A 26,665-nucleotide genomic window follows, 5' to 3' on the forward strand; every position below is an offset into this window, starting at 1 on the left:
CTTTTGGCTCCACGATTTCCGTTTTGATTAGCCCAGTATCACGGTATTCCCTAGCCCAATGACTTCCATTTTAGACACCAATCGTACCCGTTTGATTTTGATTCTTCAACCAACTTGAACATTTCTATACTCTTTGAGTCTTGTTTTGACATCGCTTTCCATCTTTTAGGTCTTAATTTCAAAACTACATCCTGGTCATCGAATGAAAAATATGAACTTGCTTCGGCGGATACGGTTAAGCACCAAAGTTAGTTAAAATCCCGAACTTTCGGGCTGGAACTCCCCCCCATGGTGTATAGCCGATGTTATACACTCTCCCTTTAACGTTCTGTTTATCAAACCCTTAAAGTATCCATAATCTTTGTCAACTAAAATTCGTCTGTCAAGATAGCAATTGAATTTTTCGCAAGAAGTTTCGGGCAATAATGTACAACTGAAACAAGCGGAAAGATTCAAGTTTGCCACACCTTGTCCGTGTGTATGGTAGCAAATGGGGTCTGTCGCACAGTCAATTGCTCGAATCATTGCAGATTCAATTAGTTTACCTATTCTGTCGTCATCACAAATTGATGTTATTCCACCGTAACTTCCCTCAGAACCTGCAATTGTGTAAATTAAAACTCCATTCATTTCAGGGTTTTCGTCAATGTATAGTCGCTCTTGAATTGAAGTTGATGGATAACCACACAAATACTCCAACTCCTTAATAATTAAATGCGAAAATGTATGAATGAGAACATATTTTGGGTTTAAGTCAAAGTCCTCATTAAAGGTAGATTCAAACTGTTGTTTGTTCCCGATTAAAACTGAAATTCGTTCTTGTATTTTAGGATTGTTTCCAATCCATTCATCTAAAGTTTTATTGTCAAATTCAAAAAACACACCTTCTCCAAAACTTTCAATCGCTGGTAAATATGTTGTTGTTTTCCCATAAGTAGAAGTGAATTTTTTGACAATGCTTTCAATTGTGGTTTTTTCAGGGTCTTCATCTTCTAAAATTGCATTTGATGCAATTGGTTCTTGTCTCGTATACGAAGTCTGAACAGATGCAATTTTTATTTTATCCATTTTAAAAATGGATTTTATCAAATCACTCTGAAAAAAAGAATTGTCTATTTTGTCGAAAATTAATTTATCTTCAATTATCTCACTATCTTTTTCAGTGATGAATTTGTATTCATCAAATCTGTATTGGTTTTCAGTTTTTGCAATTTCAAGATTCCTTTCGCTGAAATTATTATCAATCAGTTTCTGAATGGTTTCGGAATCTATATCAATGTTTTTATAGCGTTTTAGATTTCTTGAAATTGTTTGGGCATTACTTCCGTCATTGTATTCTTCCTTAACCAAGTTGATTGAAAACTCGTTTAATTCATCATTGGCAGGAATAAAAATACTCGACAAAATATTTGGGTAATAAACGCTATTACTTGAACGAATAACAGGTTTAAATAAAATGTCGGTATCCTTTGAGTTAGGAATTAAATCTTGAATTTTTACCCTTAGATTGAACAAACCCGAAAGTGTTGTAAAGTTTATTTGCTCTCCGTTTTTTCTTTTTGCAATTATCCAAATACCTTTCAAATCGTCCATTTTATCGGATGTTTTGTACTCAAAAATAACATCATCTGGAACTTGAATATTTGCGAGCGTGATAATTTCTTCTTCACTTGGGGTATGGATTGATTCTGTACTTTCCTCTTTTTTTCTGTATCTGAGTAATGACCATTTATCCCAAGGTATATCGGCAATTTCTCCATTTGGAGATGTTAGAACAAAACGAACTTGTTCCAAATCATAGAACTTTCTTTTTTTATCTCTGTTTCTCACGTAGCAACTGTAACACTTGGGTGGGTAAAAATTGTCTTTATGGTATGAATCAACATTATTTTCCCAATTGATTTTCCACTTGTCAATTCTATCAAAACGATTACAGTTGTTGCAGTAAAACCACTCAGGGAAGTATTTTGCAGATATAAAAGCAAATTGATTTTCGGGCTTAAAACCTTGTTTTAAATCGTTAACGGGGATTTTTATTAAATGTTCTAACTCGTAAAAATACTTACTCAATCGGTTTTTGAATCTTTTGTCAATGACAAAATTGTGTTCTTCAAATTGTCCATTTATAGTTTGAAAAAAAGGCCATTCGTTAAAGTTGTCAATCAATATTGAACCATCTCTTGTTTCTAGAATAGAACCAACACCACCATACGAACTAATGGCTTTTCTTGTTTGTATTTGCTCAAATTGTCCCATTATTTGTTTATTATTTTCACAATACTATTCGTATCTATTTCTCTCATTGACATCATCAAACTCCAATCGTCCAAGTCGGACATTTTTTTAATCAAAATTTTATAGGTCAAATCGCCCTCTTTTGTCGTCCATTTTTCGGCTAAAACCTTCAACTTGTCCAACGCATAATCCAATTGCTTTTTATTTTTGATTCTTGCGGAAATGAAAGTTTTTAGTTCCTCATAATTGCCTGTGAAATCTTTGGCTCTGTTGTCAAGATATAAACCTTGTTTGTGTCGGACAAAACAAACCAACAAGCTCGCCAAAACTTTATCTAAAGCAATTTCTGTAAAAGGTGTGACACTTAATGGCTCTACGTATTTGTAATATGCGTTATTGAAAGGAACGTAATTTTCAAAATACGATTTGTCTCGTGAACGGTTAGCATCCAATAAATTGATAACAATTCCTTTATCCTTTCTACCAACACGGCTTGATGCCTGAATGTATTCGGCAACATTTTTAGGTTGTCCATTCATCAACATTACATTCAGTCGATCAATATCAATACCAACCGAAAACATATTGGATGCCAAAACCAAATCGACCGTGTTTTGAACAAAACACCATCCATCTTTGGCAATTAGGCTAAACTTCATTTCGAGTTCGTCCAATAGCTTCTTGATAGAATTACTTTCTATTCTACTTGTCAGTTCTTTTGTTCTTCCTGCAAGTCCAAAATAGTTAAAGCCATAAATCTGTTTATTAAGCTGATAACGATTATGTAAGAGTTTTAAAAAATCTGAAATTTCCGCAGGCACCTTGTTATAAACCTTTCCAACATCACGCAAACTGTTGTAAAAAGAAACAATAGTCCAAAAATTATTTTCTCGACTTATTGCCTCTTCTTGCGATAAATTCTCCTTTACTCTGTAATATTTGAACAACTCAATACGAGCCAAAAGCAAATTTCCCAAAATCCGTATTTGAGAATTTAAAGCTGTTTTCCCTGTTGGCATAAAACCGATATGCTTCCTCTTACTTTCAGTTGAAACGTAAGAAAAGAAGTTGTCATCATAAGTTACGCCCATTGGTGGAAATATGTTTAAGGCTCTATTCCCGTAAAGCATTGCAACTTGTTGTTCCGTATTTCGGGTTGTTGCTGTTGAAGTAATGATTTTGGGTTTTCTTTTTCCTTTCGTTGAAAGCATTTCAACAATTGATTCATATAAACCAGTAATTGAGCCCAAAGGACCACTCAACAAGTGCAACTCATCTTGAATAATCAAATCAGGTGGCTGTTTGTTTTCTTCCAATGAATTAAAAAGGCGATGTCCTTCTTTCCTATGCGAAAGCATTGCGAATTTATCAACCGTAGCAAACAGCAATGTAGGTGGGAAATCATAAATTTTACCATCAATAAAATAAATGGGCAATTCTTCACTAAATGCACAAATAGGATTTAAGCAGTTGGTTGAAAATGTTTTGTCGGTTGCTCTGTAACCTAAATCAAATTTACCCGATTGATTTTGGGAAACTAAATTACAGCCACACCAAGAACAGTTGGTAATTGGGAATGAATTTGCTTTACGATAATCTCCTGTTCTTCTGTTATTTAGCTTGGTAATTTCATCAAATACTTTTTTAAAAATTGTCCGAGCGTCCGAATATGAGTTTGGCGTTGTAGATGCTCCAACCCACATTCCAATTGAAACTTTATCATTACCAAAAAAGTAATTATCGCCTGAATGAAAATTCCTTCTCAAAAAATCCAACGAAAGAATCAGTTTTGTTGCTCGTTCAAATTGTTGAGCTGTCAACAATCGTAAAGTATATCGCATTATTACGGAAACCCCGTCAGCATATTTACCGTATGTAATTCTTCTACTAATTATTGTGAAAGCTGTAATTGCCAAATACGCTTCTGTTTTTCCGCCACCTGTCGGAAACCAAAGTAAATCAACAACATTATATCTGTCATCTGAATCTTCTTTGATTATTGATTCAATATTCAAAAGAAAGAATGCCAATTGAAACGGTCTGTAATTTGGCTTGAAAGAATGATTTTTGAAAAAGTCTAAATCATTGTAATTGATATTTTTGTCAATTTCAGATAGCTCAATTCCTTTTTTTCCAAACAAATCTTTGTTAGAGATTAGCATTTGAATATACATTGCCGTGTTTGCCAACAAAAAAGCTTTAAAAGCTATTTCGTTGTCATTTAGAAATTCAATGTTTTTGATTAGTCTTTCGTATGCTTTATTTTGCTTTTCTAAAATGGTGCATAGCGGTTTTTTGCAATTATCTTCCGCAGTTGTTTTTTCTTGTTCAGTTATCCAATTCTTGTACTCTTTGGCAAATAGTTTTAACTTTTGAATTATGGTTGGTTTGTCGAAATCAGTCCAAATTGAAAGTTTTTTCAACTCGGTTATATCTTTCAAATTTGCGGGGAAAGTGTCTTTAAAAGCGTTACTGTAATTTTTAATATCAACTTCGGGTAAAAAAGTGGTTTTTAATTCCGTTGGATTTTTGTCGTTATTCCAAGTAACCGCACAACCGTGTCCAATGGCAAAAGAGCGTTCATTTCTGTATTGAAAATTGATTAGGTTTAGTTCTTCGTCAAACGGATTTGTCTCAGAAATTTGCTTGTATGGCAAAAATGTAACATCCGAAACGGCAATTTCGCCCTGAAAAATTGCTTTCGTGTTTAAAAGTTCATTACCAAACGAAAATTTATTTTTCGGGTGGTTCAATCTGTTTGCCAATAGAATTTTTATGAATTTGCCGAATTGTGTTTCATAAATTTTCTTGTAGTAGCAAGTAATAATTGAATTGTCCTCTTGGTGTTGGTCTAACGGATATTCTTTTGATTCATCAGCATTAATTCCCATTAGGTTTAAAGGTACAATTACAGGCTCTCTCTTTACTCTTTTCCAAAGACGTTGTCCTAATATAAGCTCACCTTTTTTGTATCCAGTACTGTCAATTAATTCTTGTTGCTGTTCGTTTTCCTTAAATCTGCTTCTGTAATTTCGAACGGACAAACCTCCTTTGTCAAATTCTTCTTTATTTAAGGACATTAGTCCATTTTCATAGTTAAAATATTTGCTGACAGAATTATATGGGTTTTCGGAAAACTTTCTGAAATCTGCTTCTGATATTTCAATTACAGCATCTGTTGGGTTTATTTGAATGTACTTTGCGTAATTGAAGGTTACGGTCAAGCTTTCTGCATTTTTTGGAACGCAAAAAGTTAAACCAAAATTTGTTGGGAAATATTGATTAGCTTCTGAGTATTCTTTTTCAGGTTCTACATTTTTGCTTTTATCAACATCTTCGTCAAAATCATTTTCACTATCATTGGTTTGATTCAAATCTGTGTCAAGATTATCATCTTCAATTTCAGCGTTTGCATTCGCATCAGCATTTTTCCCAATACCGTCCTTTTTGGGATCATCAATATCACGTTCAGGAAACAAAATTCCTGAAAAATACCGACTCAAAGGGTAATCAGAGATAATTTCGTTATCTGAATCCGAAATCAAAACATCCGAACCTGGACCAATCAAATTTTGTTGAATGGTATCACGAAATAATAATCTTGGCTCGTTAAGGTAATTACTCATCAACTAAAGTTTTTTTAATTAAAGTTTTCTCTTGAATTGTTGCCGTCAGTTTTTCTAAAATATCTTCGGGCAATTTATTTAATGAATCGCTTCTTTCTTCTTTATTAGAAGCGATATAATCCAACAAATCGCTACCTAAAATTTTCCCTGCTTGTTGCCTTATAGAATGGTCTTTTTTTGAATACACCTTGAATTTGTCAAATTCAATAACAATTAAGTCATCTGAACGATTGTTTTTTACACAAAAATCTCGAATAACCTCCATTGTTTTCAACCTTGGAAATCGAGTTTCACAATCAGTATCCAAATAATTTCGGAATGTGTTATAATGGATTTTGTATGATTGGAAAAGGGAGTCGTACAGTTTTTCTGCACTTCCAAATTGCACGGATAAGTCCTTTAAAGTCTGTTTCCAACTGTCGGAATACTTGTCAAATGAATCCAATAAATTGTCTGCATCGAAGATTTTCAGGATTTTTCTAAACTCCTCTCTACTGTTATTTTGATAAAATCGAATAGTTGCGTTACAGTATAGTTCTCCAATAGTTGTATTTATTTGTTCGCCATTTTCAATTAGGAAAACACCTTTTGACGAGTCAAATTTGTCTATGGTTCCGTCACTAAACTGAATTTCATAAACAGCATTTTCTTTCGGCAAATCAAGAGTTTCGTAAGGATTGTTTTTAAAGTTTTCATTATTAAAATCAAATGAAAAAATATCATCTAAATCTCTTTTCTTCAATTCTGTTGAATGAGTGAAATTAGTTTTGAAAAATTCTAATCTGTCTTTATGATTTAGCTTCGCCTTTTCTTGATTTTGATAGGCTTGTTCAACATTTTCAAATGAAATTTCATCCAAATTCTCATAGCAAAGAACCTCGCAATCTCCTTTTAATGCCTTGATTTTTATATATAGTTCCATATTGTTTAAATAGGGAACAATAACCAGTTTGTTTTGCGAGTTTACATTGTCATTTAACCACTTATCCAAATAGAATTTGGAATTGTCAATTCTTTTGTCGCTTATCAATTTAATGTTACTGATTTTTTCGTTTTTAATTTGAGCTGAAACTGAATCAAAGTTTTTCTTTTCTACAACTACGTAAATTGGTTTGTGTATTTCTTGTGCTTTTGACTTGATGTAATTCCACTTCAAATTTTCGTTTTCTAATGTGCTAGAAATTTTGGAAAACAAAATATAAATTCTATTTGTGTAGCCCTTGATTGTGTCTGGATTGTAAATGTCTTTTTCGTAAAAGAGATTGTTTAATTCTTCTGAAAATGCTTCGCTTTGAAAATAATGATTTAGGCGGTCTAAATACTCTTGATAAATTCCTTTTGACAAATTAGTCTTGACCAAAATCATCCTTAAGAAAAAATTCGTGTACTTTAAGATGTAGGCAAGGTTTACCATGCTTTCATCTTTTATTTTTTGAATTTCTTCTTTTAATTCTATGAAAAGGGAATAAAGAGTGTTGTTTTGCAAACAAACTTTTTGCGTGTTGTTTGGTAATTCATCGTTAGCGATTTTTACTTCGTCATTAGACCACCACCAATCTAAAAACAGATTTTCTGAACTCGGCTTTTCTGTACCTATTATGATGATGTTTTTGTACTTTCCTCGATATTTATCTTGCAGAATGAAATCAAAATTATCACGATACTTGGAATCCCCAATAATTATTATCTCGTCAAACGTTTGGTTTTTATTTAATAAATAATTTTGAGCGGTTTCAAAATTATTACAGCATTCTACCATATAATTGAAAAAAGGTAAGTCATTCTTTAATTTGCCATTTCTATTTGTATATCTAATTGGCAAATGCTTACTTTCTTTGAAAAATCTTCGGTCTGCTATTACCAAAGTATTATTCTTAAAATCTGTTATGAATGGGAATTTTTTTCCAAAAACGTTTTTTAAATAGTTTACATAGTTGTCAATGTTTTTGGCTGTATTTCGACCATTGAATAGATTAGGATTTATTTTGTAAAACTTATGACCGCTAATTGAAATTTGCGCTCCTATTTCATTTCTTTTTGGAAATTGGTAATTCAGGGATAATCCTTTAACAGTCTTACCAATTACTCTAAATACACGTTTTTTTGTTTCAGAATATATTAAATCTCCTATTTCAAGCGGAGGATTCTCCTTCTCGAGCTTGAAAAAATTTTGATAAAGTTTTATTAGAACTATTGAATTAAAAATTGAAGCAAAAAAATTTTCTCGGTATTCGTCTTCGGGGATGCTTATGAAAAGGTCATTTTTGATCGACTCGTCGGTTAGAATATATTGGTAAATTAGGTGGAAGTTTACAAAGTCAAATGTGCTGTACTTTTCAAAATCAGTCACTCGCAGATTGATTTCGTCCGAGTAACATTCCTGTACTTCGGAGTCTATTCGGTTTAGGTAGTTTTTTATTTGTAATTTCATTCAAGGATAGTTCTATTAACTATGTCTGGTTATATTTAATTTTTTCTTTTCGGATTATTTTTGCTTTTATTGGCTGTTTTTGCCCTAAACGGAGCGGTCAAATAAATTATTTACAATTGCCATTTATGGGATATTCTTCTCAATTCAGTCTTTATAGATTTCTAATAAGTTTTTTTGAATAATACCCTTCAATTTATCCGCAATGTTCTTTTTGGGGGTTGCATAACGGTCTCGGCTATGCGTAGTGCGGGATTTCAAGGCAATTCACTTTCCGCTTAGCAGTAAGTTTATTTATTGTAATTGCTTTCATATCAGCACTTTCTCCCGCATTACGTATAGCCAATGTTGGTGGCTGGCTTTATTTTTCCAGTCCTTGAATTAAGCATCTATCTTTAGTTATTGTTATTGTTCCGCTCCATACATTCTGATTTCCTTTCGCTTCAATTTTATAGGTACCTACTGGTTTATTTACAGATAAAGTTCCCGATTCACCACAATCTGGAGTGCCATCTGTGAAGTATTGAGATAGTTTTCCAATGTATTTACCATCTAAATAGATTTTAATTTCTCCATCAGTCCCACAATTAGTCCAAATTGTAATTCTTCCATTTCCATATCCGTATGGCGCTGTAGTCGAATTAAGGCTAGAATACGTGTTATTATTGTACGAATAATTATAGTTGGAATAGCTGTCATTGAAGTATGGTTTTGAAGTACTTAAATAACTGCCCGATACATAGCCTGTCATAGTCCGATAAGAATAGGAGTCAAAATCGTAATAGCTGTATTGAACCTTTTTCCATCCGTTTGAATAAGATTCAATAACTTTTACATTGTCAGACTTAGAAAGAGAGCCAACTACTGTGTAGCTAGAAGAAGGTCCTGAACGCACATTTAAAGAACTTGCCGTCACGTAGTAATTTGAATAGTAGGATGAGCTTGAATTATTATAACTGCTATTGGATGGTGTTGAATATGTCGTTGATGGATAGTTGTAAGTTGAAGAATTAGAACTACTTGAAGAGCGATTATAATAATTATTTAAATAAGTATCAGGATTTCCTGTCGCTGTCTTTCCTGTATATGGATTAGTATTTCCAGGGTAACTCCAATTATTATATGGATTCCCGTCTGGATTAGACCTGTAATGTGGTTTAACGTAAGTTCCGTCTTTTCGGTAATATCCTTTAACTTTTACCTGTGCAAAGGATTGCAACGTCATCAATAATGTCAGAAAAATAAACAGTATTCTCATATTTGTCATTTTTTTAGCTTGACACCAACATTAGTATAAACTCCCCAAAATATACCCTATGTCATATATATCGTTATTGTGAATACCTATTTTTTCTTGAAATATCTAAATAATCAACCGGACTCTTTACAACTTTATTATTTACTGACAGTACGTGGGTGTAAACTTCACTGGTTTTACTGCTTCTATGTCCTAGCATTTTTTGAATTATCCTCAAATTAAGCCCTTTTTGTAATACAAGCCGACAGGCCGGACCCGTCTCTAAGCCATTCCGCAGGGAATATATTGTCTCTCAAGCATTTACACCGCAATTCCCACCGAAATATTTCATATATAATGAAAATATTAGCACTCCTCCTTTTATAATACCCAGGTATAAAGATTTTGATTAAAACAATATTACATATCGAATCTACCCGTATGGATGTCAAAAAAAGTTGAATTAATTTATCACCAATATGGTAAATAGAGGAGCTTAGCTTTTAAAATATCCTCGTCGCTGATCTAAAAGCTATTTATAGTCCACTGCCATGGCATTTATCACCGTATTATGCTAATAATCAGACCTATTATACTTCCTTTTTAAATAACAAACATGGTTTTCTAGCGCAATTATCTAAACGGATGAGGCTTTATGCAATTGCTCTTTAGCGCTGTATTCTTGGTTACTTATTCTATATTCAATAATAAAATATTCGCAACGCTATTACTAAATACGCTAAACCCTATACGTGTTTACCAGTACCTGGTCAAATCCCTTACTTCGTTCTGGCCCCACCCTATTCCCCCCCCCCCAAAAAAAAGCAGGGTGCCTAATAACCGAAAGTCTACCCTATACCCAGAGCAACTTTCAATTAAAAAAAGCACCAAAAATGGGCAAGAAAGAAGGAACCATGGAGATCTCTTTAATGAAATCGGAGGCTGGCTTCCAATCATTACTCCTTCCCACCTACTTTGCAATAGGCCCTTGCGTCATACGCACCCTAGTAGGCGCTCCTATTGGCATCCCTACTCCACCGTAATAACCGCCCGTCGGAAGGACGTAAGTGCTGGCGAGCCGCTGTCGGTAACTTCCAGGATGACATGGAAAACGGTGCCCTTAGGGGCGTCGGGGGGTATGGGAAAGGTACATTCTATTTTTTCAGGGTTTATAGGATGGACATTGCCCGAATAAGACCCTGCCTCCCAATAGTTCCACCATTTGTAGTGTAAGGGATGGTTGTCGGGGTCGGTGGAGCCGAAAGCCGAAAGCTTTACCGCTCCTCCCGCTTGGGCGGCGATCGTCACCACATCGGCTCCTGCCTGCTTGTTCAGTACCGCCACCGGGTGATGGTTGGCCTCGGCATAGCTCCTTACGCACCAGTCTAAGCGCGCTATAAAGTCATTTTGGAAGTAGGGACGCCAGCGCGAGACGGTGTGGCGCTCGTTCCAAACCCCGTTTTGAAAATCGACCATGTCGGTATATAATTGATTTTTCAACTTTCGGAAGCGCCCACCAAAACCACCCCAGTCTGGCCTTTCGGAGATATTAAGTCCGTTGGGAAGCAACCCGATATAGGAAGGGGTGTCCCCCTCTTTTAAGCCAACGACGCCCCCTCCGTCTAAGGGGTAGACGGCGGCCATAGGATTCTCTTCTCCTCTGATATGCTCCTGAACCCAGGCTCTGCTCGTCAACGATTCGTCGCCGGTCATATACATCCCACGCAGCGCCGAGTATTCCCTAACTTTTGGGAATAGCGGGTACCCTAGATTGACATAGCCAGCGCTAATAAGGAATAGGCCAGGAAAATTCTTTAAAATCCACCGCTCATGACCATCCTGATTCTCGATGACGTACACCCGCAGTTTTCGTACGAAGGCTTGCACCGCTTCGGGGCTGCGGGTCGCTTTAACCTTAGAGAGTGCCTGGGCCAGTTCACGTTGCCCTCCCCACACGGCCACCCAGACGGGCCTCGTATCGGGTTGGTCTACTACCTGTATCAGCCAATCGGAGGCAGGGGTATCATGCCCCACTCCAAACGCCTGCTGATCGCCTTGCCCAGGCTTCACCATGGTCCGTAGCGACATGGGGGTAGGGAAATTTTTGGAATGTTTCAGCAGATTGGGATACACTTTTTCGTAGGCATCCAACTGTTCATGGATGAGGTCGGGTCGGGTATCCTGCCCGTGTTCCAGACGGCTACTCGTCAGCAGCCCCTCCAACTGGACCTGGTCGGAATGCAGCAGCAGCCGCACCAGACTTTGCTGGTCGTCGGGATCACCCCCTATGTCGGTCATCACCACCAACCGCACGGGCTGCTGAGCGGCGGCAAGGCCAGAGAACCCCAAAAGACAATATATCCCCCATGCAAGAAATCTATTTTTCATATTTCAACTTATTGAGTTTCTTTTCGGTTTTTAAGGACTTCAATGTAAAGTTTTTGAATTACTTATAAGCTATAAAATCCAAATAAAATGGTATTGAGGCACTTATGTCCTACTCTACATGATGGCTCATTTCATCCCATCCATAAAGTTCTATTGGTTCACCACCGAAGGCCTTCCATACAGGTCTAGCAATCCCCTAGACAGTACCGAAAAATCAACCACATACTTTTTTTAAGTATATGTGGCCCTATTCGCCCTTCCTTATGTATCCGACAGTTAAGTTGGAATTTAGTTCTCCAATAGCCTGATAGAATGAAAAGTGTTATTTTTCCGAGAATGGAAAGGAGACCAGATTCTTACGGTAATCAATTTAAAAAACAGAAAAATCAAGGTACAGCCAGCCCTTCGGAAAGGAACGAGCACACGCATCGAAAATGGCGTTTCCAGTGGTAGCATCCAAAATGGCTTAGAACTCGAGGGATATGGATATTGGGTAGGTAGAATTTTAAAATAGGGGTTAGGGTCGACCGTCTGACTAAAAAACGTGATGCTCTCTCATTTATTTTTAATAAATTAAGGCCAAGCATCAAACCGAACAACCATGGAAATATCTCCAACACATCATGAAAAAATGGCAAAAATGACCTTTGCCTCCGTATATCCGCACTACGTTACCAAAGTCGAAAGAAAAGGACGTACTAAGGAAGAGTTGCACCAGGTCATAGAATGGCTCACCGGATTCGATCAGAATAAAATCCAGGATTGTATTGAACAAAAAATAACCTTTCAAACCTTTTTCGAAAGGGCTCATTTAAACCCGAATGCCCATCTGATTACTGGCCTAATCTGTGGGTACAGGATCGAGGAAATCGATAACCCTACCACTCGGCAGGTAAGGTATCTCGACAAGCTGGTGGACGAATTGGCCAAAGGCAGAAAAATGGAAAAAATTTTAAGAACGGCATAATCAAAATCTCCTAACCCTTAAAGGCATTCACAAATGGAATTCGAGTATTATAGAACATACATCAAATACTTAGCACTTTAACCATTCTAAGCTATAGGTAGGAAAGCATCGCTATTCAACACCAAACCAATCATACGTCCGCCTGGCCAACGCTGCAAGCTCTTCACGTAGGTCAGGCGGCTCCACCACCCGAATAGCCCCGGCATAAGGAAGCAGCCAGGTGGCCATATAGGGAAGTGAGGCTACTAAAAATACCATTTCCATGCAGTCGTCGGACAGGGGCGTCTGGTGGGTCCAGCCATATTGTTGTCTGGTATCCTGCAAATGATACCACAAACTCGGGGACATGGCCGTAGGATGGACATGGATAACGACTTTACGCTTCCCCTCTCTTTGAGCCTGGTCGGCCCAATATTGCCTCAAGGTTTCGGGGCGGGGAGAAAACACCTCCTCCCTGAGGACAAGATGCTTGATGCGGTCGAGCCGAAAATTACGAAAATCGTTCCGTAACCGGCAATAGGCGACCACATGCCAATATGTACTCCTATAAAGCCCGATTGGCTCTAGCTCTCGTCCGAGCGGATGGCCCGTTTCGGCTCCGGCATATTCGATATATACGAGTCTATGAGAAGTTATGGCCGCTACCATTTGCTGATAGGTATTGGGAGTGGTGGCCGGCCCAGCAGGCTCCAGCACTTGTATATGGGGATCTAAAGCTTCCAAATGATCCCTTTCCTGATAGCGTAGGGCGGCACGAAGCTTGTCCATAGCCCCGGCACAATATTGAGCCGTTATGGGGTCGGTGAGTTGAGCGGCCAACTTTTCGGCGGTGAGCAAAGCCGTAACTTCCTCCCTTGTAAACATGACGGGGGGCAACCTGTATCCGTCCAGCATGGCGTAGCCCTTCCCCTCCTGCGTGGTAATGGGGATGCCCGCAGCCTCCAAGGTACGTATGTCCCTGTAGATGGTGCGGGTGCTCACCGAAAAACGCTTGGCCAGTTCGGTAGCCGACATCACCCGCTTCGTCTGAAGCAGGGTAAGCAGGGCTACCAGTCGGGACAGTCGGGATACTTCAGAATCTATCATCATGCTTTACTTCCTCCTATTGGCGCGTACGCCATCCCCTATATGGTCTACCGTATAAATTTCGGTTTTATAGATTGACGGGTAGAGGCAACGATTTCGTCGATTCGTTTCTGGCGAGTCTCGGCCCTTTTCGCCATTAACAACCACTGTAGGAGGCCCTTTTGGTTCGACCTACTTAGGCTAAGAAAAAAGTCTTTGGCAATGGGCCATTTGTCTAATTCCTGCTCCAAATCCTGTGGAATGGTTAAAGCCTCCGCTGAGTCCAACAAAGACCAGGAGCCGTCCTCCATGGCCCGATCCACACATTCCATACCGGCTGGAGTCATCCGTTTCGTTTCAATCAATTGCTTCACCTTGTCCTTGTTAATGGCCGACCAGATGCTCTTGGGTTTTCTCCTACAAAAAAAACGCATAAACTTTTCCTCATCGATGGGCTTCACGAGGCTGTCGATCCAGCCATAGCATAGGGCTTCGTCCACCGCCTCACTCCAGCTGACCCCCTTGATCTTGGATTTGTTCTTGTAAAAAACCAGCCAAACGGACTTTTCCTTGGAATGGTTTTCCTGTAACCAGGCTCTCCATTCTCCGGCGTTGAAAGGACAAAAAGTCTTTACCTCTTTGTTGGGCATAATCGTTGGGTTTTGGACGGCGATAATGATCGAACAGCATCATTAAAAGGCCGTGGATGGTTTATATTACTTGAATGATACAAAGAAAAGCCAAGCTACTGACAACCCTATGTCAGGGGGGGGGGAGAATAGAAAAAAAACTCCCCCCTAGCTGAGGGTATGACATAAGGCTGTCGCAGGGAGCTCCGACTTTTGTGGTGTCGAGTGACAACAACTTCTTCTCATCACAAAAATTAAGCAAATGGAAAAGCGCACCATCGATCCCTGGAAATGGGGAGAATTTACCAATTCGGTACAGGCCGTCGAAATTAAACAACCAGCAGGGACCCTCTACTGTTCGGGACAGGTGGCCATCGATGCCAACGGGGTGCCCAGTGCTGCCGACATGAAAACCCAGCTAAGCCTGGCCCTACAAAACCTAGAGCAGCTTATTGCCGAGGCGGGCTACGCATGCAGTGGCATCGTCCGGCTCAATGTCTACACCCTATCTACTCAAGAATTTTTCTCTACCTGTATGGAGGTTTATGCCGGTTGGATAGCCACCCATGGCATCAAACAAGCCACTACCTTGCTCGAGGTTCAAGGGCTTTTTGGCCCGTTGACCGTCGAACTAGAGGCTACGGTCGTGAAGTAATAGGCCTGGCCTTTAAAAGCAATAGGGTCCGCGACCATCGAATTGGCTGCGGACCCTATAGGTATCACTTAAATCCTGACAAAAACCAGGTCAAGAACACCGGCAAGGGCACCGGTGTTCTTTTTGTTATTATCTGTAACCGTTGTTGGTCGGGTCAGACTCTAACAATGCAGGGTTTAGGTCTATTTCTTGTTGGGGAATAGGCAACTTCACCATATGGGGTTGAATATTTTCGTTCCCTTTAAAAATACCATAATTGGCATTTTGTACGGTCTCTACTAAGATTCCCCAGCGGATCAGGTCATAACGACGCTCCGACTCTCCGGCAAGTTCCCATTTGTATTCATCCTGAATGGCCTTTCTTAGGGCCGACTGATCGGTGGTGGTTACCGGCTGAGCAGGCGAATAGGCCCTTTCGCGAATACGGTTTAGATAGGCTAGCGATTCGGTTGTTTTCCCTAGTTCATTGGCAGCTTCTGCGGCCATCAAATATACCTGAGCCAAACGCATGGTGATCCACGCTTCTCCATGATTTCCACGGGGAGAGTTTACAAAATCGAAATTGGTCCTTTTGGTCAAATACGTAAAGTTAAGATCGTAGCCCAAATAGCTTTGAAGCAAGGTATAAGGACGTCTAAGATCGTCTTTAGGGAATTTGTCGATCAGGTCGTTCAAGGGAACATTCAAGCCATAACCGTTAAATTCTTCGCCTATGGCTGCCAGCTTCGCAGAAAACTCATTACGCAAGGCCGCATTTTTGGGTTCATCCCGAAGACGTGGGTTAAAGCTATCGGTGATATCCTGGGTATTATTGGGAGCATCTTTGGTATAATCGAAACCGAATATCGCCTCGGCATTAAACTGATTGTTTAAGTTAAACACTTCCCCATAAGTAGGCATCAATTGATGTGGCGAATTGTTGATAATATCTTGGCTCGCCTCCAGAGCACCTGCCCAATCTTTTTGCCATAGGTAAAAACGAGTTCTTAAAAACTTAGCGGACCATTTGGTAGCGCGGCCCACATTGGCACCCGTGTTGGTCGATGGCAACAGGCTTTCGGACTGTATAAGATCCTGTACCATCTGCTGGCGAATTTGCACCATATCCGAACGGCCTAGCACCGCCACCTCATCCAAGGGCAGGTCTTCTAAGAAATAAGGAACGTCTCCCCATAGGGCTGTCAAATGGTAATAGGCCAAGGCACGCAAAAACAAGGCTTCTCCTATCACTAGGTCGCGGGTAGCTGCCGAGATTTTCTCGTTGTCTTCCACATTGACCAATACGGAGTTGGCATCGCCTACTGCACTATACAAATCCCGCCACAAGCCATAGGCATTACCATAATTGGTTTCGGTGAGGTTATAATCCAAGATTGGAGCCAGGCCACCGAAAATACGACTCGACATCATCTCGTCGGAACCAAAGAAGGTCCAAGAAGTAATTCCTTGCCAGCCTTTATAAAGGTTACCTGTCCGGAAATCGAGGTACAAACCGTTAGCAGCCTGAATGGCCTCCTGGTCGGAGTTGTAAAAGTTACTTGGAGAAATTACCCCCCGAACATTCTCTTCCAAAAAGCTGCTACAGCTTCCGAGAAAAAATATCACTAATACTAAATATATTTTTTTCATGTCTGTTTTCTTTAAAAATTAGCTTTTAGGCCTAAAGTGAAAGTCTTGGCATTGGGATACTGGTTTTTGATGATCCCTCTTACTGTAGAATTGGTACCGAATCGCGTCGCTTCAGGGTCGTAACCTCTAAACTTCGAGATCAAAAACACATTGCTACCAACCCCATATACCGACAGGCCTTTTACGACTTTGCTGTTGATCGGCAGGGTGTACTCTAGCTTAAGGGTCTTAAGACGAAGGTGAGAACCGTCTTCCAACATAGCGGAGTTGGATACTACATCCGAAAGACTCGCAATACCACCAGCCTTAGGAATATCCGAAGTTGGATTTTCAGGAGACCAACGGTCCCGGTTCTCGGCATAAATATTCACTTCACTTAGTCCAAAGAAGCCTTGTTGATTATACTCGTTATAAACATCGTTACCCAATGTACCTTGGAAGAACACGTCCAATGTAAAGTTTTTATAACGGAACGAGTTATTCAAACCACCAAAGATTTTGGGCTCTGGATTTCCCATTTCGATATGATCGTCGTTATTGATTTTACCATCGCCATTCTCATCCTTGAAACGAGGGCCACCCACTACCTGGCGGATACCTAGGTTACCATCGGCATCAATTTCTTCTTGCGACTTGTAGGTACCCAAATACTGTACCCCAGTAAATACACCCACGGGACGCCCATTGATAAGTTTAGCACCAGGGCCACCTTGTTCCATGGTAAAAATGATAATCTCATCCACACCAGCCAGGTTCAAAATTTTAGAACGGTTACCCGATAAAGTCAATGTAGACTTCCACCCGAAGTCCTTTTTGTCTACATTGATGGTATTGATCATAAACTCTAGTCCTTGGTTACGAATAGAACCTACATTCTCTAATTTGGTATCAAACCCAGTCACTTTAGGAAGCTGACGAGCCAATAGCAAGTCTTTGGTTTTCTTATAGTAGAAGTCGATTTCCCCTGTAATTCGGTTATTAAGGAATCCAAACTCAAGACCTATGTCGAGCTGATCGGTGGTTTCCCATTTCAACTCTGGGTTGGCGGGTCTTCCGCGCTGAATTCCGATCGTTTGGATATCGTTAAACACCAGTATATTGTTGGTTAATACTGCTAACGTACTATATGGGTCTACAGATTCTTTACCGGCACTACCAAAACTCGATCTGAGTTTTAAGTTTGAGAAGACCCTTTGATTCTGCATGAAGGGCTCGTCGATGATCCGCCAAGCAAAAGCCGCTGAAGGGAAGAAAGCATAGGCATTATTAGATCCTGAATATACAGAAGCACCATCAACCCTGGCTACCCCGGTAAAGATATATCGGTTTTTGAAGGTATAATTGGCACGAGCTAACCAGGATACCAACTGACGTGACCCCGTAAGGTCAGACCCTACCCTATAGGTCAAAGGATCACCAATGCTAAGGTTGTCATAACTTATGGCATTCACAGACAGTCCCTGAGTTTGGGCATAGGCAGTTTCCTTTAATCCTTTCTGCCAGGTAAAACCAGCTAGGATATTTAAACGATTATTTTCGTTGATCTCCTTATCGAAGGTAACCGTGTTCTCCTGAAGTATATCAAATTCGAAGGTATTACTAACCTTAGCAAATCCGCCTTGTTGAGCGGCAGCTCTTACGGGCAGATCTCCAGGAAGAAACTGATTGGTTTTAGTCCAATTAATTTTTGGTCCTATTGTAGAACGGAAGGTAATATTTTTCCAAGGATTGTATTCCACATAAGCAGTAGTAAGCAAATTAGCACCATAAGTAAAATCTGTCATAAGTGCTAAATCGGCCAAAGGATTCCGTAAGGTACCTCCAGTAACAATATTTTGATCCCAATAGGTCACCCCGTCCGGATAATAAGTAGGAAAACTGGTCAACGCATTTTGAAGCACGCCCGACAAGTCGACTTTATCGTTCTCGTTCCTCGTGAATGCTCCGTTAAAACGGATACCAGCCTTTAATTTTTTGTTGAGTTTAAAGTCCAAATTGGCACGTAATATATAACGTTCCAATCCCGTACCTTTTACGATACCATCTTGTTTGAAGTAGTTGGTCGAAACATAATAGTTTAGATCTGGGGTATTACCTCCAACTGAAAAGTCGAGGTTGGTAATGGCTGCATTCTGGGTAATCAGATCTTGCCAGTCAGAATCGGCTACCTCACTCTTATCAGCAAATGGATCGGCACTGTTAGAATTGGCCGCAAATTCAGTACCATAATCGGCCCTTTCGAAGCCATTGAGGTATTCTATTTTTCTGGCCAATGTTTGTACTCCGCGATACACATTGACGGATATATTAGGTTTGCCTCCTTTAAAACCAGCACCACCCTTGGTGGTAACCATAATCACCCCGTTGGCACCGCGGGTACCATAGATCGATATCGCTGTAGCATCTTTCAATACTTCGATTGACTCAATATCGTTGGTGTTGATGTTGTTGAGGTTAAAATCGGTTCCTACAATAAAGCCGTCGATCACATAAAGTGGTTCGTTGTCGGCGCTGATGGAGTTCCCCCCCCTAATCCGAATACTCGAACGCGCACCTGGCGATCCGTTTGCGGCGGTAACCATCACACCTGAGGCTCTACCTTGTAATACCTGATCTAAACGTGAAGAAGGGGTGTCCTGCAACTGCTTGGAGTTCACCGTTCCAACCGCACCGGTCAAGTCACTCTTCCGAGTCACACCGTACCCAACGACTACCAGTTCCTCTAAGTTTTTATTGTCTTCCTGAAGTGTTACATCGATCACCGACTGGTTGCCCACGGCGATGGTTTGGCTCGTGTAGCCGATGTAAGAAAATACCAACTCCTGGCTAGGAGCAGCTTCCAGAGTGTACTTCCCTTCTACATCCGAAATGGTCCCCGTCGTAGTCCCCTTAATACTAATGGACACCCCGATCAGGGCCTCCTTATTTTGATCTACTATCTTACCGCTAATTTTGGATTGAGCCAAAGCTGTCGTGCAAATAAGCGTCAAGATGAGCAATACATAAGCATTGACACGTATTAGTTTCATCATGTTTGTATTTTTTGATAAATTAATGATACAAACATCCGACAAATTAATAAGAATAGCGTCTCAAAGTAGGGTTCAAATCGTTGCAATCCCCGTATAGAGGCTCCTAAGGCTATATTTCAGCACTTTTAAACTAATAAATTGTAAGAAAAGACCAAGCATATTAATTAACAACGGTGTACTTAAGCAACTGAAATTCCGCCGGATCCGACAGTGAAAAATCGATCTGACCATCGGGACCCAGGGTTTTCCTGACCGTTTTTCCTGTCAACAGATCTTCTAGTTCTACCTTTTTACTTTCTAGAAAATTTAACTTAAAATGCCCTACCGGATCCTCGTTATAATACTCACGGAACAGCAAAAGAAATCCACTTTGCCCCTCCGCTCCTACCGCCTGAAAACCGGTATAACTTCGATTGTCAGGAACGGCACCTATAGGGAATACCTGTGAGGTCCATATCTCTTTTTGGTATCGCTTATGAGCCGCCAGAAGTTCTTGGATGGCCCTCTTAGCGGGTGCGGAGTAGGTACTCGGAAACGAGAAGAACTGCGGGGTGCCAAACAAGGTGGTAGCGACACAATAGGCCGGTGAATAGAGGTAGGCATCGGATAGGCTCCTGTCGACGATCTCGGGATTATGGATGGTCAACTGAAACTTATTGAGGTTGGTATAATGGGAGATATACCAAAAGTCGCGCAAGGCCAAGGATGGGTTATAGGTAACGTTAGCAGGTGCTCCATTCTTGCGATTCATCACGTGTACGTTGCCATATTCCCGCGCCCAATAATACCCATATCGAGGGGCATTTTCGGTGAGATCCCAACTGATACTAGATTGAAAATCGGTGTATTGAATAAACTTCCTCACCTTACTCATCATGTTTTCCAGAGCACCATTATCGGGAAAGCTGGCGAAATCGAGCTTGAGTTGGGTCATTCGGAGCTCATCCCAATTGCGGATCATATCCTCAGTTTCCATGCCTCGGGCTATGCCCCACAGCCCCAGCTTCATATCCAACTGCTGAGCTTTCCGTACCACATTGCCCCATCCCGTCGGGTATACTTCGGGGTGAGGATTCCAGCCATTTCCCTTGGAAAACGAGGAGCCATCATGTTTCTTTCCTACCTGCCATCCATCGTCTATAAGCAGCAGATCGACCCCCAGTTCCTTACTCTCTTTCAAAAGCTTCAGGACAGAGGCTTCACTGGCGGCATCCTGCCCGTCACTTTTATCCTTGCTCATCCCCCAGGTACATATCATCGTGTACATATCCCTTTCTGGAATAGTAGGATAGCGTAGCCGATCGAATTCCTTAATGGCCAATTGCTTGTCGCCCTCCTCCCCATCGTACAAGATCAGCCAGGAGGCCCAGCTCCAGTGATAACCCTTTGCATCGATATCTGCAGGGTACAGACTCGTACCCGTATTGCTCAGTCCATGAGCAGTGAGGGTGAACTCCCCCGTGTCGACCCCATACTGATTCACACATTTATGCGATTCCTTTAGCATTACCAGGCCATCTTGTCCGTCCTTAAAATCGATTAAATTGGCCCAGTTATAATCGACGGGGCCATTTACTTGAAGCACTTCCTGCTTCATGATCGGCGTAGCTTCCGTGTTTCGGTGCTGGGTATCGTTAAAATACCCCGTTAAGGTGGCCTGCCTATTCAAGAAATTGATAGGCAGATAATCCACCCGTCCTGTAGGGAGCATTTTATCGTTAGACTTATGTACGCCAGCATCTAAGTATTCGGCCAGTCTATACCCCTGGGGCCACTCCTGCTCCAAGCTTCTATACCGCTCCATATCTACCGATTTGGGTACCGGGCCCTGGGTCGATTTCTCTAAAACCACCACCTCCGACACCCGAACGTCGGCGCTGCCCATATTTTCTAAATATACCCGTATGCTTCCATCGGTAGCCAGTTGTTTGACGGGCAGGGGCATAAACACCATCGCTGGCTTATGGTCCATCGCCCTGGCCTTCAACACTTCCTTGCCTATTTCCCCGTCTACGGAGGTCATCTTCACCCGGTATTTCCGACCCTTTCTGTCCCAATCCCAGCATAATACCCCCAACTGATATTCGGTGTCGGGATTGAGCCCCTTGATATGAAATTGGAGGCTATTAGTATCTACCGACTGACTAGCGACGGTTCGGAAAGCCAAGGCCTGCGACTCGTAAGGATTTTCGTTTTTACCATTCACCTGCTCGATCCGTACCCGATTGTTCTGATTGTCGGCGGTTCCTTTATAGTACTGCTCAGCGGGCCCTTTAAAAAACACCTGGGTCCGTATTCCTGGGGCATTGGGATAAGCCCAGGCCTGGTACTTTACATAGGTATCCACGGCTTTATAATACACAATGGCCTCTATCTGTAAGTATTCGGAGGTAAAGCCTTCGTCGTTCCCTACCGAGGGTTTTATCGACAACAGTTCGCCCTGTGTGCCATCGATAAGCCCATAATAGGCCCAATCGGCCGTAACATTGGGCTTGGTATTGACCCATTGTTTTTTTGTCTTTACATTTTCGAGGCTCGTAGTCACCAATCCTTCGCCCGTCCAGCTCCAGGTACGCTGTACCAGGCCAGTAGAGAGAACCAGTCGGTTTTGCGCAAAACTTGCGGAAGCCTGCTGGTGATGAAATTCGAAAGAATCCTGAAAATTGGTTCCGGCCTGAGCATGGAAGACGAATAAGCTAAGCAAAGCACTTAACACGCCAAAAAAGCGATAGGGATCATTATTCATAGGGGTAGGTTTAAGCGATGAAAACTTAGTCTTCATCATTTTTTAGATTGTTCAAATATTCTGAAGGAGTGACCCCAAATTCCTTTTGAAAGATTCGGGTAAAATACTTCGGGTTTTTAAAGCCCGTTTGGTAGGCGACTTCAGAAATATATAAATTGGTGTTTTTCAACAATTGAGTGGCCTTTTTAAGGCGATAGGTACGGATAAAATCGGAGGGAGACTCCCCGATCATATTCTCCATTTTCCTATAGAATGTCGCCCGGCTCATACTACATTCCTCTGCCAGGAACTCGATATTCAGTTTCTGATCGGTAATATGCTCTTCAATGAGGGATACTACCTTTTGCAAGAACTCCTCTTCCGGCGATTTGATGAGCCCTTCTTCAGGGTTTAGATTTAGCTTTTTAGAGAACTTGGTTTCCAATAGTTGGCGGTTCTCAATCAAACTTTTAGCCCTCCATTTAATCAGCTTCGGACTAAAAGGTTTGTCAATAAAATCGTCGACCCCACTTTGAATACAGACTAGCTTATGAAATTCCGAATTTTTACCCGTAAGTATGATAAACGGAATATGATTCCACTGTTGGTTTTCCTTTAGGTTACGGAGTAAAGCCAAGCCATCCAGCTTGGGCATAGACAAGTCGCTAATCACCAGCTCAAAGTCATTTTTAGAAATAAGGTCCAGTGCCTCCTGACCGTTCACTGCCTGGGTTATGTTGAAATCTTCATAAAGGGTTTGGTACAACAGGCTAAGGATATCCGGATCGTCATCGACAATCAGCACAGCAGGCTTATTAAGCACATCGACCCGCTTGGGTTCGGGACTCTCCTCTATTATGGGCATGATATTGACAGAGAGTTTCATTTCATTGATTTGGAAATGATGCTTCTCGATCGGGATATAAAAAGTGACATTAGTGCCCTTATTGAGTTCACTTTTGATATCCATAAAGCCCTTATGTTTTTGGATTAAGCGGGTAACCAGTTCCAACCCTATCCCAGTGCCTTCTTTGAGTTGTGAAGAATTACTCGCCCTGTAAAAACGTTCGAAAAGGTGCTTCACTTCGTTTTCGGGAATCCCTAGACCGGTATCTTCTACCACACATCGCAGATAGCTCCCAGGTAAAGGCGCCGTATCGGGGAGGTCGGAGTTGTCGAGCACGACTAAGCCACCACGCACCTGCACCGTCCCTCCAGGCGAATTGTATTTGATGGCATTATTAAGCAGGTTCAAGAGCATAATTTCCACTAGCTCCTCGTCAAACCAGGCGTCGGATAGGTCCTCGTCGAAAGAGTAATCCAACTTGATATCGGTGATCAACGCCAGGGGCTCGGTATCGCGACAGATCGCTGTCATTTTTTGAGACAAATCTCCTACCGAAACCTTCAAAAGGAACTCTCCGGCCTCACTCTTACGGATATTCATAATCTGATCCGTAATTCTCTTAAGTCTTTGTGCCTGTTCGTACAAATTACCGAGTACGGCCTGGTTCACCTTCTTCCCCGAAAGGGCATTCTCCAAAGGTCCCAGGATCATGGTGAGCCTGTTCTTGAGCTCATGGGAGAGGTCGGAGAAATAGACCATCTGCTGGTCCTTTATGGCCGCATATTCTTGTTCTTCTTTTAGTTTCCGGTTTAAGGCCTCCCATCTCTTATAGGCTAACAAGGCAGTATAGATGAGCAGCAGTAATAGCAAGCCATAAAAGATAAAGGCTAGCTGCGAGCGGTAGAAAGGTGGCGCTATGGTAATGGCGAGCGTCACCACCTCGTCGTTCCACTGGCCATAACTGTTGGCGGTTTTCACCTCTAGCTGATACTCCCCAGGAGGTACCGATAATAATTGAATTTTCTGGACATTGGTATTATTATACACCCAGTCCTCTCCATTCAAGCCATTGAGTCGATAGGCAAAGCGGTTTTTGCTAGGGTTGCTGAGGTCGGTATAGGAGAACTTTACTTCGAAGCTATTGTCCTTGAAGGGCAGTGATATTTTTTGATCCTCGCCTATTCGGTGTCGCTCGGTGCTTTCGGCACCTAGTACTTGTACGGAGTTCCAAAAGAAATTGGTTTTCCCCCGCTTAATTTTTGGGATAGGGCCTACCCTATAAAGCCCGTTGGTATTACCGAAATACACATCTCCATTGGCTCCTTTGGAAACGGCGTTAAAGGTAAAATCGGTAAAGTCGATCCCATCCTCCACACCAAAGCTTTGAAAAGGGATAGGTTCGTTGGGAATATGCACCGCCAGCCCGTTATTGGTACTGATAATTAATTCATTATTACGATCTTCTACGATTCCGCAAATCACATCTGACGGTAAGCCATGTGCTGTGGTAAACTGTTTAAAACCATCCGTTTCCGGAATATACCGGTACAAGCCCCCCGTCCGAGTTCCTATCCAAATACGCCCCTTGCTATCTTCATAAAGGCTCAAAATCCTTCTAGAAATCACCCCTTCCTTTAGGTTAATTCCAGAGTACTTTTTAACCTCCCCGGTCGTAAGGTTCATGCGCATTAACCCATCCCCTCTCGACCCAATCCACACATTTTGAGAATGGTCCTTCATCATCACAAAAACGAAAGAATCGAGGTTAAACAATCTATTGGCTTTGGCAATCAAGTTTGAATACAGCTTAGAGTCGTTGCTGGAGTAATATTCTAGCCCATTTTTTTGACAGCCTAATATCCATTCGCCTTTTTCGATTTCTATGGCACAGGTGATATCCGATTTGCCTTTATAAACTTGGGTATAATTTTGGCCATCCTTTTGAAACAACCCTTCCGGAGTGGCATAATAGGCAGTCCCCCCAATGGACTGATAAATGGTATTGATATTGGAAGGGAAGTCGGTCTTAGTGAACTTTTTGGTGGCGGGATCAAATATAAAAATGCCGTCATTTCGGGTTTTAAGCCAGAGTTTATTCGTAAAATCCTTGTGTAGATAATGTACCGACTGGTTGATAGGCGAATAATTGGGCGCTGTAATCCGCAATCTTTCTACCTTAATGGCCTTGGGCCTAATCTTCAACAGGCCCTTCAGCGTCCCCAACCATACAATACCCGAATCGTCGATATAGGTCGTCAGTATATTATTATCCTCCAGCAGATAAGGCTCATGTTGATAGGCTACAAACTGGCGTACTCCCCTATTTTTATTCGATAAATAGATCATCCTCAGGGTAGAAGCCACACATTCGCCATTCTTCCCAAAGCTTACTGAATTGACGTTATCGTAACCGGCCTGCCCTTTTTGGCCAAAATGGTAATGATTTTCTGTGTGGATAGTATTATTATCGAAAGTGAGCTCAAACAGGCCGTTGGTGGCTGTTCCCACCATTATCTCCCCCTCTTTGGATTTTTGAATGACATTGACGGGGTCGGTAATCGTCGTAGCCTTTACGACCCCCTTGGTGGTAAGGGTAAAAAGCCCTTTTGGTGTCCCTACGAGTAGTAAGTCTGGAGCAAGGGAGCAAATGGCATTGATGGCTTGAATTTGGTCAAAAACCTTAGCAAATGATCCGATTGCCGGCTTCAGCTTATCTCCTATTTTATAATTATAGTCAAGCCTGTAAAGCAGTTTGTTATTGCCTACTGTGAGCCAAGTATTGCCTTTATTGTCTTGGGTCAGGGCATTATACGATTCGATATTTTCGGAAACGGTCTCGAAATAATGGGTCTTCTTATCGAAAATACTCAACCCACTTTCGGTACCGATCACCATATCGCCATTCCTTAATTCGGCAATACTCGTTACGGTATTGGTAAAAATGGCGTGCTCATTATTGGGCTGGGTGGTAAAATGAAGCACCTCGTAACCGTCGTACCGGTATAAACCAGACACCGCCCCTATCCATAATAAGCCCCTAGAATCTTGATAAATACAATTGATGGAGCGCCTGGGCAACCAGTTTTCCTCGGACATAATCAGGTTCGACAGGTCCACAGATTGCCCAAACGCCATACTATTCATCCATAGAATGACGGCTACGATACCAGTTATAAATTTCTGAATAGTCAAATTTTAAATT

General features: G+C 41.2%; 14 protein-coding genes. 3 read left to right on the top strand and 11 right to left on the bottom strand.

Going from position 1 to position 26,665, the window contains the following annotated elements; all coding sequences use genetic code 11:
- Positions 1-252: 252 nt before the first annotated feature.
- The 4 genes from drmB to CLV98_RS12940 all read right to left on the bottom strand — a co-directional run bounded on the left by drmB (position 253) and on the right by CLV98_RS12940 (position 9,547).
- Positions 253-2,256 (bottom strand): MrfA Zn-binding domain-containing protein, encoded by a 2,004-nt coding sequence (gene drmB / locus CLV98_RS12925; protein WP_211320035.1) that lies wholly within the window; start codon positions 2,254-2,256, stop codon positions 253-255.
- Positions 2,256-5,861 (bottom strand): helicase-related protein, encoded by a 3,606-nt coding sequence (locus CLV98_RS12930; protein ID WP_170120682.1) that lies wholly within the window; start codon positions 5,859-5,861, stop codon positions 2,256-2,258. Before CLV98_RS12930 ends, drmB begins: the two co-directional genes overlap by 1 nt.
- Positions 5,854-8,292 (bottom strand): hypothetical protein, encoded by a 2,439-nt coding sequence (locus CLV98_RS12935; RefSeq protein WP_109674757.1) that lies wholly within the window; start codon positions 8,290-8,292, stop codon positions 5,854-5,856. The genes CLV98_RS12930 and CLV98_RS12935 overlap by 8 nt, the downstream gene beginning before the upstream one ends.
- A gap of 358 nt (positions 8,293-8,650) precedes the next feature.
- Positions 8,651-9,547: an SH3 domain-containing protein gene (locus tag CLV98_RS12940; RefSeq protein WP_211320036.1), complete on the bottom strand. Its 897-nt coding sequence runs from the start codon at positions 9,545-9,547 to the stop codon at positions 8,651-8,653.
- A gap of 872 nt (positions 9,548-10,419) precedes the next feature.
- On the opposite strand from CLV98_RS12940, the gene CLV98_RS23445 reads away from it, so the two are divergent.
- A complete protein-coding gene (locus CLV98_RS23445) occupies positions 10,420-10,569 on the top strand; it encodes a hypothetical protein (RefSeq protein ID WP_158281253.1) in 150 nt (49 codons plus the stop codon).
- Here the strand turns inward: CLV98_RS23445 and CLV98_RS12955 are convergent.
- The gene (locus CLV98_RS12955; RefSeq protein WP_109674761.1) at positions 10,556-11,914 is read right to left on the bottom strand and encodes a DUF1593 domain-containing protein; all 1,359 of its coding nucleotides are present in this window, start codon (positions 11,912-11,914) and stop codon (positions 10,556-10,558) included. The genes CLV98_RS23445 and CLV98_RS12955 overlap by 14 nt on opposite strands.
- Before the next feature lie 601 nt (positions 11,915-12,515).
- Here CLV98_RS12955 and CLV98_RS12965 point away from each other — a divergent pair.
- On the top strand, positions 12,516-12,881 hold the full coding sequence (locus CLV98_RS12965; RefSeq protein ID WP_109674763.1) for a DUF2200 domain-containing protein: 366 nt from the start codon (positions 12,516-12,518) through the stop codon (positions 12,879-12,881).
- Between the two features lie 111 nt (positions 12,882-12,992).
- Here CLV98_RS12965 and CLV98_RS12970 read toward each other — a convergent pair whose 3' ends face one another.
- Together CLV98_RS12970 and CLV98_RS12975 are read right to left on the bottom strand one after the other, a co-directional pair.
- A complete protein-coding gene (locus CLV98_RS12970; RefSeq protein WP_229203358.1) occupies positions 12,993-13,970 on the bottom strand; it encodes a helix-turn-helix transcriptional regulator in 978 nt (325 codons plus the stop codon).
- Positions 13,971-14,014: 44 nt separating this feature from the next.
- A complete protein-coding gene (locus CLV98_RS12975; RefSeq protein ID WP_109674764.1) occupies positions 14,015-14,596 on the bottom strand; it encodes a YdeI/OmpD-associated family protein in 582 nt (193 codons plus the stop codon).
- Between the two features lie 241 nt (positions 14,597-14,837).
- On the opposite strand from CLV98_RS12975, the gene CLV98_RS12980 reads away from it, so the two are divergent.
- Complete coding sequence (locus tag CLV98_RS12980; protein WP_109674765.1) at positions 14,838-15,230, top strand: RidA family protein; 393 nt, start codon at positions 14,838-14,840, stop codon at positions 15,228-15,230.
- A 129-nt stretch (positions 15,231-15,359) separates the two neighbouring features.
- Here the strand turns inward: CLV98_RS12980 and CLV98_RS12985 are convergent, their stop codons facing one another.
- From CLV98_RS12985 to CLV98_RS13000, 4 genes are all read right to left on the bottom strand, one after another.
- Complete coding sequence (locus tag CLV98_RS12985) at positions 15,360-16,859, bottom strand: RagB/SusD family nutrient uptake outer membrane protein (RefSeq protein WP_109674766.1); 1,500 nt, start codon at positions 16,857-16,859, stop codon at positions 15,360-15,362.
- Positions 16,860-16,870: 11 nt separating this feature from the next.
- Positions 16,871-19,891 carry a SusC/RagA family TonB-linked outer membrane protein gene (locus CLV98_RS12990; protein WP_109674767.1) on the bottom strand — a complete coding sequence of 1,007 codons (3,021 nt, stop codon included), beginning with the start codon at positions 19,889-19,891 and terminating at the stop codon, positions 16,871-16,873.
- Between the two features lie 160 nt (positions 19,892-20,051).
- The gene (locus CLV98_RS12995) at positions 20,052-22,676 is read right to left on the bottom strand and encodes an alpha-galactosidase (RefSeq protein WP_109674768.1); all 2,625 of its coding nucleotides are present in this window, start codon (positions 22,674-22,676) and stop codon (positions 20,052-20,054) included.
- Positions 22,663-26,655, bottom strand: coding sequence for a hybrid sensor histidine kinase/response regulator transcription factor (locus CLV98_RS13000; protein WP_146202277.1), 3,993 nt, complete (start codon positions 26,653-26,655; stop codon positions 22,663-22,665). Before CLV98_RS13000 ends, CLV98_RS12995 begins: the two co-directional genes overlap by 14 nt.
- Positions 26,656-26,665 lie beyond the last annotated feature (10 nt).

Origin of the sequence: Dyadobacter jejuensis, assembly GCF_003149085.1 — a bacterium.
Taxonomy (GTDB): domain Bacteria; phylum Bacteroidota; class Bacteroidia; order Cytophagales; family Spirosomataceae; genus Dyadobacter; species Dyadobacter jejuensis.

Excerpts from the sequence above, each read along its gene's own strand:
- drmB (WP_211320035.1), bottom strand. The coding sequence starts at position 2,256 with ATGGGACAATTTGAGCAAATACAAACAAGAAAAGCCATTAGTTCGTAT.
- CLV98_RS12930 (WP_170120682.1), bottom strand. The coding sequence starts at position 5,861 with ATGAGTAATTACCTTAACGAGCCAAGATTATTATTTCGTGATACCATT.
- CLV98_RS12935 (WP_109674757.1), bottom strand. The coding sequence starts at position 8,292 with ATGAAATTACAAATAAAAAACTACCTAAACCGAATAGACTCCGAAGTA.
- CLV98_RS12940 (WP_211320036.1), bottom strand. The coding sequence starts at position 9,547 with ATGAGAATACTGTTTATTTTTCTGACATTATTGATGACGTTGCAATCC.
- CLV98_RS23445 (WP_158281253.1), top strand. The coding sequence starts at position 10,420 with ATGGGCAAGAAAGAAGGAACCATGGAGATCTCTTTAATGAAATCGGAG.
- CLV98_RS12955 (WP_109674761.1), bottom strand. The coding sequence starts at position 11,914 with ATGAAAAATAGATTTCTTGCATGGGGGATATATTGTCTTTTGGGGTTC.
- CLV98_RS12965 (WP_109674763.1), top strand. The coding sequence starts at position 12,516 with ATGGAAATATCTCCAACACATCATGAAAAAATGGCAAAAATGACCTTT.
- CLV98_RS12970 (WP_229203358.1), bottom strand. The coding sequence starts at position 13,970 with ATGATGATAGATTCTGAAGTATCCCGACTGTCCCGACTGGTAGCCCTG.
- CLV98_RS12975 (WP_109674764.1), bottom strand. The coding sequence starts at position 14,596 with ATGCCCAACAAAGAGGTAAAGACTTTTTGTCCTTTCAACGCCGGAGAA.
- CLV98_RS12980 (WP_109674765.1), top strand. The coding sequence starts at position 14,838 with ATGGAAAAGCGCACCATCGATCCCTGGAAATGGGGAGAATTTACCAAT.
- CLV98_RS12985 (WP_109674766.1), bottom strand. The coding sequence starts at position 16,859 with ATGAAAAAAATATATTTAGTATTAGTGATATTTTTTCTCGGAAGCTGT.
- CLV98_RS12990 (WP_109674767.1), bottom strand. The coding sequence starts at position 19,891 with ATGATGAAACTAATACGTGTCAATGCTTATGTATTGCTCATCTTGACG.
- CLV98_RS12995 (WP_109674768.1), bottom strand. The coding sequence starts at position 22,676 with ATGATGAAGACTAAGTTTTCATCGCTTAAACCTACCCCTATGAATAAT.